This window comes from Sphingomonas sp. Leaf257 (genome assembly GCF_001422185.1).
In the GTDB taxonomy this organism is placed as follows: Bacteria; Pseudomonadota; Alphaproteobacteria; order Sphingomonadales; family Sphingomonadaceae; genus Sphingomonas; species Sphingomonas yabuuchiae.
Genome location: NZ_LMMH01000001.1, coordinates 31,217 through 41,156 on the forward strand (window position 1 = coordinate 31,217; position 9,940 = coordinate 41,156).

At 66.5% G+C, this 9,940-nt stretch carries 8 protein-coding genes; 5 read left to right on the forward strand and 3 right to left on the reverse strand.

Annotated features, from left to right (window positions below; translation table 11 throughout):
- Positions 1-14: 14 nt before the first annotated feature.
- From yidC to ASF14_RS00170, 4 genes are all read left to right on the forward strand, one after another.
- Positions 15-1,712: a membrane protein insertase YidC gene (yidC, locus tag ASF14_RS00155; protein ID WP_056429889.1), complete on the forward strand. Its 1,698-nt coding sequence runs from the start codon at positions 15-17 to the stop codon at positions 1,710-1,712.
- A complete protein-coding gene (yihA, locus tag ASF14_RS00160) occupies positions 1,709-2,383 on the forward strand; it encodes a ribosome biogenesis GTP-binding protein YihA/YsxC (RefSeq protein ID WP_056429892.1) in 675 nt (224 codons plus the stop codon). The genes yidC and yihA overlap by 4 nt, the downstream gene beginning before the upstream one ends.
- 331 nt (positions 2,384-2,714) lie before the next feature.
- On the forward strand, positions 2,715-5,768 hold the full coding sequence (locus ASF14_RS00165; RefSeq protein WP_056429895.1) for a TonB-dependent receptor domain-containing protein: 3,054 nt from the start codon (positions 2,715-2,717) through the stop codon (positions 5,766-5,768).
- Between the two features lie 98 nt (positions 5,769-5,866).
- Positions 5,867-6,529: a glutathione S-transferase gene (locus tag ASF14_RS00170; RefSeq protein ID WP_056429898.1), complete on the forward strand. Its 663-nt coding sequence runs from the start codon at positions 5,867-5,869 to the stop codon at positions 6,527-6,529.
- 100 nt (positions 6,530-6,629) lie between these two features.
- On the opposite strand, the gene ASF14_RS21135 is transcribed toward ASF14_RS00170, so the two are convergent.
- Entirely contained in the window at positions 6,630-6,800 is a 171-nt protein-coding gene (locus ASF14_RS21135; RefSeq protein ID WP_156360954.1) for a hypothetical protein, read from the reverse strand.
- Between the two features lie 111 nt (positions 6,801-6,911).
- On the opposite strand from ASF14_RS21135, the gene dapE reads away from it, so the two are divergent.
- A complete protein-coding gene (dapE, locus tag ASF14_RS00175) occupies positions 6,912-8,027 on the forward strand; it encodes a succinyl-diaminopimelate desuccinylase (RefSeq protein ID WP_056431217.1) in 1,116 nt (371 codons plus the stop codon).
- Here the strand turns inward: dapE and ASF14_RS00180 are convergent.
- Positions 8,005-8,532 (reverse strand): Smr/MutS family protein, encoded by a 528-nt coding sequence (locus tag ASF14_RS00180; RefSeq protein WP_056429900.1) that lies wholly within the window; start codon positions 8,530-8,532, stop codon positions 8,005-8,007. The genes dapE and ASF14_RS00180 overlap by 23 nt on opposite strands.
- A 25-nt stretch (positions 8,533-8,557) precedes the next feature.
- On the reverse strand, positions 8,558-9,925 hold the full coding sequence (gene mltA / locus ASF14_RS00185) for a murein transglycosylase A (protein ID WP_236696867.1): 1,368 nt from the start codon (positions 9,923-9,925) through the stop codon (positions 8,558-8,560).
- Between the last annotated feature and the right edge of the window lie 15 nt (positions 9,926-9,940).

Sequence of the window (9,940 nt, forward strand, 5' to 3'; positions counted from 1 at the left end):
AACGGGGTTTCCACGTGAACCAAGACCGCAAGAATTTCGTCGTGTTCGCGGTGATCGCGGCGCTGATCCTGTTCGGATGGCCGCTCATCCAGAGCAAGTTCTTCCCGAGCAATCCGCCCGCGACCAAGATCGAGGGCGGCAAGCAGGTGCCCGTGGCCAACAGCACGGCCAACCCGACCGCCACGACGCCGACCGCGATTCGCGACCGCAAGGTCGTGCTGGCCGAAAGCCCACGCGTGGCGATCGACACGCCGCGCCTGAAGGGTTCGATCAACCTGAAGGGCGCACGGATCGATGACCTCGTCCTGCTCGACTATAAGCAGACGGTCGACAAGAACTCGCCGCCGATCCGCCTGCTGTCGCCGGCGGGTGCCGAGGGTGCCTATTTCGCGGGCTTCGGCTGGCGCACCGACGGGCTGAACCCGCCCGCCGCCGATGCCGTCTGGACCGCCAGCGCGCCGGTGCTGCGTCCGGGCCAGCCGGTCACGCTGAGCGCCGCCAACGCCACCGGCCAGCGTTTCCAGATCACCCTGTCGGTCGACAAGGATTACATGTTCACCGTCCAGCAGACGGTGGCCAATGGCGGCAATGCGGCCGTGCCGGTCGCGGCCTACGGCTATGTCAATCGTGGCATCTCGGCCGATCCCGATACCTGGACGATCCATGTCGGCCCGATGTCGGTCAACAACGGCTCGGCCAATTACGGCCCGAACTGGAAGGATCTCGACAAGGCCCCGACCCGCTTCACCACGACCGGCGGCTGGCTGGGCTTCACTGACAAATATTGGCTGGCGACGCTGATCCCCGATCAGGCGAAGGCGTTCGACGGCCAGTTCCGCGCCGGTGCAGGCCAGACCTATCAGGCCGACTATACGCTTCAGCCGCAGACGCTGGCCCCTGGCAAGCAGCTGACCCAGACCACGCGTTTCTTCGCGGGTGCCAAGGAAGTGGCGCTGCTCGACCGCTATACCGACAAGGAAGGCGCGACGAAGCTCGATTACGCGCTGGACTGGGGCTATCTGCGCGTCCTCGAAAAGCCGATCTTCTATTATCTCGACTGGCTGTTCCGCCTGGTCGGCAATTTCGGCGTCGCGATCATCCTGCTGACCGTCACCATTCGTGCGCTGATGTTCCCGATCGCGCAGCGTCAGTTCGCCTCGATGGCGGCGATGCGGGCGGTGCAGCCCAAGATGAAGGCGCTGCAAGAGCGGTTTAAGGACGACAAGGTCCGAATGCAGCAGGAGGTCATGGCCCTCTACAAGCAGGAGAAGGTCAATCCGCTGGCGGGCTGCCTGCCCACGCTGATCCAGATCCCGATCTTCTATGCACTGTACAAGGTGCTGATGCTGACGATCGAAATGCGGCACCAGCCGTTCGTCGCCTGGATCAAGGACCTGTCCGCGCCCGACCCGCTGACCCCGGTCAACCTGTTCGGCCTGCTGCCCTTCGTGCCGCCGCACTTCATCGCGATCGGCGTCGTGCCGATCCTGCTGGGCATCTCGATGTACTTCCAGTTCAAGATGAACCCGCAGCCGATGGACGATGCGCAGAAGCAGGTCTTTGCGATCCTGCCTTGGGTGCTGATGTTCGTGATGGCGCCGTTCGCGGTCGGCCTGCAGGTCTACTGGATCACGACCAACTGCATCTCGATCCTGCAGCAGCGTCTGCTCTACGCCCGTCATCCGGGCCTGAAGCAGCCGGTCGCCAAGTGAGCGAGCTTCCCACCCCTGCCCCCTCCGAGACGCCCGAAGGCTTCTCGGAGGAATTGGTCGAGTCGGCGCGCAAGCTGTTCGCCGGGCCGGTCACCTTCCTGAAGTCCGCGCCTGCGCTCAAATTCCTGCCCGATCCGATCGTGCCGGAAGTCGCGGTCGCGGGGCGGTCGAACGTCGGCAAGTCGTCGCTGCTCAACGCGCTGACCAACCGTAACGGGCTGGCGCGCACGTCGAACACGCCGGGGCGGACGCAGGAGCTGAACTTCTTCGACGTCGGCACGCCCCCGCTGCTGCGCCTCGTCGACATGCCTGGCTATGGCTTTGCCAAGGCGCCCAAGGACATGGTCAAGCAGTGGCGCTTCCTGGTGAACGACTTCCTGCGCGGACGCCAAGCCCTGAAGCGTGCGCTGGTGCTGATCGACTCGCGCCACGGCATCAAGGAAGTGGATCGTGAGATCCTGGAGATGCTCGACCGTGCGGCGGTCAGCTATCGCATCGTCCTGACCAAGGCGGACAAGGTGAAGGCGACCGAGCTCGCCGACGTCATCGCCCGCACCGAGGTCGAGGCCCGCAAGCGCGCCGCCGCGCACCCCGAAATTCTCGCCACATCCAGTGAGGGCGGCATGGGGATTGCCGACCTGCGCGCCGCCGTGCTCGAAGCCATCGGCTAAGCCGCTGCGGCGGGGACTCGGGCGTCGTGCGCCGAGTCCCCGCCTTTATCGATTCGCGTAAAAACGCGTCTCCAAATTTCGACAAACTGTTGAGGAACCGGCGCAATCCGTGCGGGTTCTGGCATCTCGCAAACGCGGTTGCAGCGAAGACACACAGGTGTCTCTCGCCACTTCGCCATACCCAGCTGATTCACCGCCAACCAACTGATGTTGTTGTATAAAGGTCGCATCACTCCACAAATGTCAGCACATATGACGCTTTTGTTGACGTCCTGACATGCTCAGGAATAGCCCCATGAATACAAATAGATAAAATTGGGGAAAGCGTATCATGTCCCGGAATATCCGCTCGCGCGCGCTGCGCGACGTCAGCGCCGTTGCGCTGCTCACCCTCCTTGCGGCCCCGGTCGCCGCCCAGACCCTGCCGCCGACCGCGCCGGAAAACGCCACCGCGCCGGAAAGCACCGCGCAGGACACCGCAGCGGATCAGAGCGCGGCGGGCGGCCAGGACGTCGTCGTCACCGGCTCGCGCATTGCCCGCCCCGAGTTCGAGACGCTGCAACCGACCCAGGTCGTCGGTGCGGCGCAGATCGCCAATCGCGGCTATACCAATGTCGGCCAGGTGCTGAGCGAAATTCCGGCCTTCGGTCCTCCGGGCAATAGCGGCGTCGGCGCACAGTCGTCCTTCGGCCCGGCCCAGACCTTTGTCGACTTTTTCGGCCTCGGCACGCAGCGCACGCTGGTGCTGGTCAACGGCCGCCGCTTCGTGTCGTCGAACACCGCCAGCATCTTCGGCCCTGTGTCGGCCGGTACGCAGGTCGACCTGAACAACATCCCGACCAGCCTGGTCGAGCGGGTCGAGACCGTCGCCATCGGCGGCGCGCCGATCTATGGTTCGGACGCGATCGCAGGCACCGTCAACATCATCCTGAAGCGCGATTTCGACGGGCTTCAGCTCCAGGGCCAGGCGGGCGTGTCGCAAAAGGGCGATGCCCCCGATCAACGCCTCAGCCTGCTGGCGGGCAAGAACTTCGCCGATGGTCGCGGCAACATCACCATCTCGGGCGAGTATAACCGCGTCACCGGCCTGACCGCCGCCGACCGCGACATCACCGCCGCCGGTTACTTCTTCGGCACCCCCGCCACCGCGGGCGAGTTCCAGCGCGTCCTCTACCCGAACCAGCGCTACAGCGCCTTCACCATCGGCGGCGTTCCGTTCAGCGCGGACGACTTCCTCGCCAGCCGCTCGGGCATCCGCAATGCGGCGGGCCAGCTGCTTCAGTTCGGCGCGAACGGCACGCTGGTGCCGCTCGACCTCGGCACGCCGATGCGTCAGGGCTATATCAGCAGCGGCGGCAACGGCTACAACCTGCCGCTCCAGTCGAACCTGCTGACGACCTCCGAACGCTATATCGCCAGCGCACAGGCCAGCTATCAGTTCAGCGACCGCATCCGCTTCTTCGGCGAGGCATGGTATGTCCGCAGCAAGGGCACGAACCTGATCGATCAGCCCAACTACAACACCGCGCTGTTCGACGATGCCGGGACAGCCGATGGCAACCTGCTGCTCAGCCTCGACAATCCCTATCTGTCGGCCACCGACCGCGCGACCATCGCGGCCAATCTGCCCGCTGGTCAGAACCAGTTCTATGTCGGCCGCGCGCTGGCCGACCTGACCACGGGCCGCGCCGAAGCCACGGTCGAGACGTACCGCTTCGTCGGCGGCTTCGACGGCACGGTGCCGCTGCTGGGTCGCGACTTCAAGTGGGAGGCCTCGGCCGTCTATGGCAAGTCGATCACCAATGGCCGCAACTTCGAGCTGATCCAGCAGAATTTCGCCAACGCCATCGACGCGGTGCGCGACGCTTCGGGCAACATCACCTGCCGTCCGGGCGTGGTGAACGCGACCATCCCGTCGATCGGTGGCGGCGCTTGCGCCCCGCTCAACATCTTCGGCATCGGCCAGGCCAGCCAGGCGGCGCGCGACTACATCTTCACGGTCGCCACGCCGCGTTCGGCCAATGAGCAGCTGGTGTTCAACGCCAACATCAACGGCCCCGTCTTCCAGCTGTTCGGCAACGACGTGTCGCTGTCGCTGGGTTACGAGCATCGCGAGGAAAAGACGCAGTTCGATCCCGGCGCCTATTATTTCGGCGAACCCCAGGCGGACGGCAGCCGCGTGCAATATGGCCGCACCATCCCGATCGACCCGATCCGGGGCAAGTTCCACACCAACGAGGTGTTCGGCGAAGTCGTCGTGCCGTTCGTGTCGAGCAAGAACGAGCTGAGTTGGCTCAAGACGCTCGAGTTCGACGGCGCGGCGCGTTATGTCGACAACTCGCTGTCGGGCGGCGACGTGACCTGGACGGCGGGCGGCCGTGTCGGCTTCTTCCAGGGGCTGACCTTCCGCGGCAACTTCACCCGCTCGATCCGCTCGCCCGCCATCACCGAGGTGTTCAACCCGACGTCGCGGGCGTTCAATTCGGGTCTCGATCCGTGCGACGCACGCTATGTCGGCAATGGCCCCAACCCCGCGACGCGTCGTGCCAATTGCGTCGCGGCCGGGATCAACCCCGCGACGTTCGATTCGAACTTTAGCAACTTCACCATTCCGGTGACGATCGCGGGTAACCCCGATCTGCGCAACGAAAAGGCCAATAGCTGGACCGTAGGCGCCATCGCACAGCCGCGCTTTATCCCCGGCCTGTCGGTCGCGGTCGATTGGGTCAACATCAAGCTGAATGATGCCATCCGCTCGCTGGACGGCACCGACATCCTGAATGCCTGCTATGATTCGAGCAACTATCCCAACCAGTTCTGCGGGCTGTTCACTCGCGGTGCCGATGGCCAGCTGACCACGATCCGCCAGGGCTATTACAACGCAGCATCCTATGAGATGGCCGGTCTGCAATCGACCATTGCGTACCGCCTGCCGCTTAGCCGCGTTGGACTGGAGAATGCAGGTACGGTCGGCCTGTCGGTCAACTATTTCTACCGCGACAAGCTGCAGACCCAGGTGGGTGTGGGCGACATCAACCATGACGCGGGCGAGATCGGCTATCCGCGCCACTCGGGCACCGCGAACCTGACCTATGAGGGCAACACCTTCAACATCCTGTTCCAGGGTCAATACACCGGCAAGGTGAAGTTCAACCTGGACGAAGCCCCCAATGCCCGCAACATCAGCGGCCTGACCGACTGGGTGGTGTTCAACACCACGGTGGGCGTGAAGGTGAACGACCAGTTCAACCTGCGCTTCATCGTCGACAATGTCTTCAACGCGACCGCCCCCTTCCCCGCCACGGCGGTGCCGGGTGGCACCCAGCCCTATTTCTCGGGTCTGATTGGTCGCTTCTTCCGCGTGGCGGCCACCGCCCGCTTCTGATCCGGCGTTCGTTGGAAGCGAAAGGCCCGTCCGGTTCCCCGGGCGGGCCTTTTTTTGTTCGGTTGCGGCCGCCCGGCGGGGCCGTTACCCCTTGGTCCATGAAGCTCATCATCGGCAACAAGGCCTATTCCTCCTGGTCCCTGCGCGGCTGGCTCGCCTGTCGGCAGTCGGGACTTTCGTTCGAGGAGGTGGTCGTGCCGCTTTACGACGCCGACTGGGACAAGCGGCGTGAGGGCGCGGAGTTCGCGCCGTCGTCGGGCAAGGTGCCGATCCTGTGGGACGGCGAGGCGGTGGTCTGGGACAGCCTGGCGATCATCGACTTCCTCGCCGACAAGGTCGGACGCGACCGCTTCTGGCCCGCCGACGATGCCGCGCGCGCCATGGCCCGGTCGATGGCGGCCGAGATGCACTCCAGCTTCGTCGCGCTGCGCCGCAAGCACAGCATGAACATCCGTCAGGTCTATCCCGCCCGGATGCCCGATGACGACGTGATCGTCGACCTGAAGCGCATGATGGAGTTGTGGGCGCAGGCGCGGGCGCGCTTCGGCGGAGGCGGCGATTTCCTGTTCGGAGAATTCGGCGCGGCGGACATCATGTTCGCGCCAGTGGTAACGCGGATCGTCACCTATCAACTGCCCGTCGCACGCTTCGCCGTGCCCTATATGGACGCGGTGCTGCGCCACCCCTTCATGCAGGACTGGATCGCAGGCGCGCAGGAAGAGGAATGGGTGATCGAGAGGTTCGAACAGCCGGTGGGGTGAGGGTCTCCCTTAGCCTTCGACTTCGCTCAGGCTGAACGGACGTTGGTACTAAAACCCGTTCAGCCTGAGCGAAGTCGAAGGCCACGCCCCCTTTGCCCACTTACCGCGCGGCCGGCGGAACGTCGTTCAGGGGCGCCCGCTGGTCGGCCGCCGGTTCGGCGACGCGCGACGTGAAGGTGTAGAGCAGCACCCCGGCGATCCCGAGTGCAATCAGCAACCAGAGCAGCAGTCGCTTTCCGGCCTTGTTGCCGTTGGAATCGGGGTCGTTCATCACATCACTCCTGTTACGCAGAAGTTGGAACGATGTCGGGGCGCATCGGCTCCGTGAGCGTCGTCAATCGCGTGATTGCCGTCCGCGCCCGCGCTGCCTATGCCGCGCGGCATGACCGACACTCTCTCCCTCACCCAGGCCCTGATCCGGGCCGACAGCGTCACGCCCGCGCGTGGCTCCGTGTTCGACGTGCTGGAGGCCGCGCTGGTGCCGCTGGGCTTCGCCGTGGATCGCTTTACCATCGGCGAGGAGCCCGACGGTCCGGTCGAGAATTTGCTGGCCACGCGCGGCGGAACGGGCATGCATCTGGCCTTTGCGGGGCATGTCGATGTCGTGCCCGCCGGTGACGGCTGGCAGGGTTCGCCCTTTTCCGGCGAGGTGCGCGACGGCCTGGTCTTCGGGCGCGGCGCGGTCGATATGAAGGGTGCGGTCGCCGCCTTCGTCGCCGCGATCCCGGCCGAACCGACCATCCCGTTGTCGCTGATCATCACCGGCGACGAGGAAGGCCCCGCCGTCTATGGCACCCGCGCGCTGATCGATCGGATGGCCGGGCGAGGGGTGGGCCCCGACCTGTGCCTGGTCGGCGAGCCGACCTCGGCGCAGCGATTGGGCGACATGATGAAGATCGGGCGGCGCGGCTCGGTCAATATCTGGATCACCGTGCCGGGGCGGCAGGGCCATGTCGCCTATCCGCATCTGGCCGACAATCCGATCACCCCGCTGGTCGCGATGCTGGCCGAGATCGAGGGGATCACGCTCGACACTGGCAATGCCTGGTTCCAGCCGTCCAATATCGAGATCACCGACCTGCATGTCGGCAACCCGGCGACCAACGTCATTCCGGGCGCGGCGCAGGCGCGGCTGTCGATCCGCTTCAACGACGAACAGAACGGCGCGGCGCTGGTCGAGCGGATCACCGCGATCGCCCGCACCCATGCCCCCGCCGCCCAGGTGACGGGCCGCATCTCGGGCGAGGCGTTCCTGACCCAGCCGGGTGCCTTCTCCGCCATGATCGCCGACGCCATCCGTGCCGAGACGGGGATCGAGCCCGAGCTCTCGACCACCGGCGGCACCTCGGACGCACGCTTCCTGTCGAAGCTGTGCCCGACGGTCGAGTTCGGCCTGCTCAACGCGACGATGCACAAGGTCGATGAGGCGGTGGCGGTCGACGACCTTTACGCGCTGACTCGCATCTATGCGGGCGTCATCGCTCGCGCGGGCGCCTGAACACGATATAGAGCGCGCCCTGCCCGCCATGGCGCGGATGGGCACCCCGGATCGCCGCGATCGAATCGGCATGGCGCGAGGCGCCCAGCCAGTCGCTGATCGCCGCGCGAATCGCACCGCGCGCATGGGGGCGCTCGCTTTCGGGCCGCGGCGGCTTGCCCGTCACCAGCAACAGCACCCGGTCGCCCCGAGCGATCGCCCGGCCCAGCCCCTGGTCGAGCAACGCATGCGCCGACGCCAGCGTATGGCCATGCAGGTCGAGCGAGCTGTCGGGCATGACGCTGCCCCGCGACAGGCGCTTGTCCCAGCCGCCATCCAGCGTCTCGCCCGGCCCCTTCTTCGGCGCAGGCGGAGGCGCTGCGGGCTGGCGCAACGGCGGCACGCGGCCCTTCACCCGCACCTTGGGCGCGCCGGGCGTTTCCTGGAACACCGCCTCCATGGTCGGCGGGGGCGGCGCGGGCCTGGCGGGCACGATGGCGGCGCGTAAGGGACGCACCGTTTCCATCACCCGCGCCCAGAGATGCGCTTCGTCAGGGTTGAGGGATCGCACCGACCGTCCCGACAGGAGCCGTAATCCCGGCGCGAGCCAGCGTCCCGACCGGCAGCAGCAGGAAGGCCGTGCCCCGTGCCGACATGCCGCCCGCGACCGCCCGCGCCGTATCGCCCGCACCCCAGAAGGTGTCGAAGCGGTTCGATCCCTTGATCGCGCCGCCCGTGTCCTGCGCCACCCACAGGCCGGTCGCATCCTGCCGGTCCATCGACAGGAAGACGGGCGCGCCCAGCGGCACGAACTTCGGATCCGCCGCCACGCTGACCTGCCCCGTCACCGCATAGCCCATCGCCCCCTGCGGCGCGCCGTTCAACTCGCGGAAGAAGACGAAGCTCTTATTCTCGCGCATGATCGCGCGACCTTCCTCGGGGTGATCGTGCAGCCAGGCGACGATCCCCTGCATCGAGGTCTGCCCCGGCCCCAGCAGTCCGCGCGACTTCATCAGCGCGCCGATGCCGGTATAGTCGCGGCCATTCTGCGTATCATAGCCGATCCGCATGATCCCGCCATCGGGCAACCGCAGCCGCCCCGAGCCTTGGATCTGAAGGAAGAACACCTCGACCGGGTCTGCGCCCCAGGCGAGGATCGGCGCACGCCCCTCCAGCGACCCCTGCTCGATCGCGGTCCGGTCGTCATAGGGGACAAGGTTGGTGCCCTGCAACTTGCCGCGTATCTTCTTGCCCTTCAGGTCGGTCGTGAAGGCGCCAAGATCGACATCGATCAGGTCGCGCGGCCGGGCGTAGATCGGCACCTCATAGCCCGAGCGCCGGTCGCGCGAACCCGCAATCTCGGGCTCGTAATAGCCGGTCGCCAGCGAGCGGCCGTCGCCGACCTGCACCGCCTCGAAATAGCGGGCGAAGAAATCGCGGGCACCCCCGCGCGGCACGCTGGCGGCGGCCTGGCAAGCGGATTGCCAGTCGGCGCCTTGCGTCAGGCCGCTGCCGTCGGTGCGGCGCATCAGGCCGGGACAGGACAGCAGGAAGGCCGCACGCGCCGCCTCCGCCTGCGGTTCGGTGATCGGCAGGGCGGCGACGGGCGGTCCGGCCAGAATGCCTGCCTGTGCCGCCGAGGCCGCGCCGGGGATCGCCGCGACCGGAGTAGCTGGCAACGGCGTCGTGGCCACGATCCGCACCGGACCATCGGCCACGCGCGAGACGCTGGGGCCGCTGGGCTGCACGGACGAGCCGCCCGGCCGGGGGCGGGGTTGCGGTTTGGGCTGGGGCTGTGCTTCCCCACGTGACGGATAGGGGGCCGATGTGCCCGGCGGGACGATCCGCCCGGCACAGGCCGACAGGCTGACCGAAAGCGCGACCATGGTCGCGACGCGATACCCCCTCAATGCGATCATTCCCCCGTCAGACCG

Bases quoted from the DNA above. Each gene is read 5' to 3' on its own strand.
- ASF14_RS00170 (WP_056429898.1), top strand. From the start codon at position 5,867: ATGAAGCTCATCATCGGCAACAAGGCCTATTCCTCCTGGTCCCTGCGC.
- dapE (WP_056431217.1), top strand. From the start codon at position 6,912: ATGACCGACACTCTCTCCCTCACCCAGGCCCTGATCCGGGCCGACAGC.
- ASF14_RS21135 (WP_156360954.1), bottom strand. From the start codon at position 6,800: ATGAACGACCCCGATTCCAACGGCAACAAGGCCGGAAAGCGACTGCTG.
- ASF14_RS00165 (WP_056429895.1), top strand. From the start codon at position 2,715: ATGTCCCGGAATATCCGCTCGCGCGCGCTGCGCGACGTCAGCGCCGTT.
- ASF14_RS00180 (WP_056429900.1), bottom strand. From the start codon at position 8,532: ATGGAAACGGTGCGTCCCTTACGCGCCGCCATCGTGCCCGCCAGGCCC.
- mltA (WP_236696867.1), bottom strand. From the start codon at position 9,925: ATGATCGCATTGAGGGGGTATCGCGTCGCGACCATGGTCGCGCTTTCG.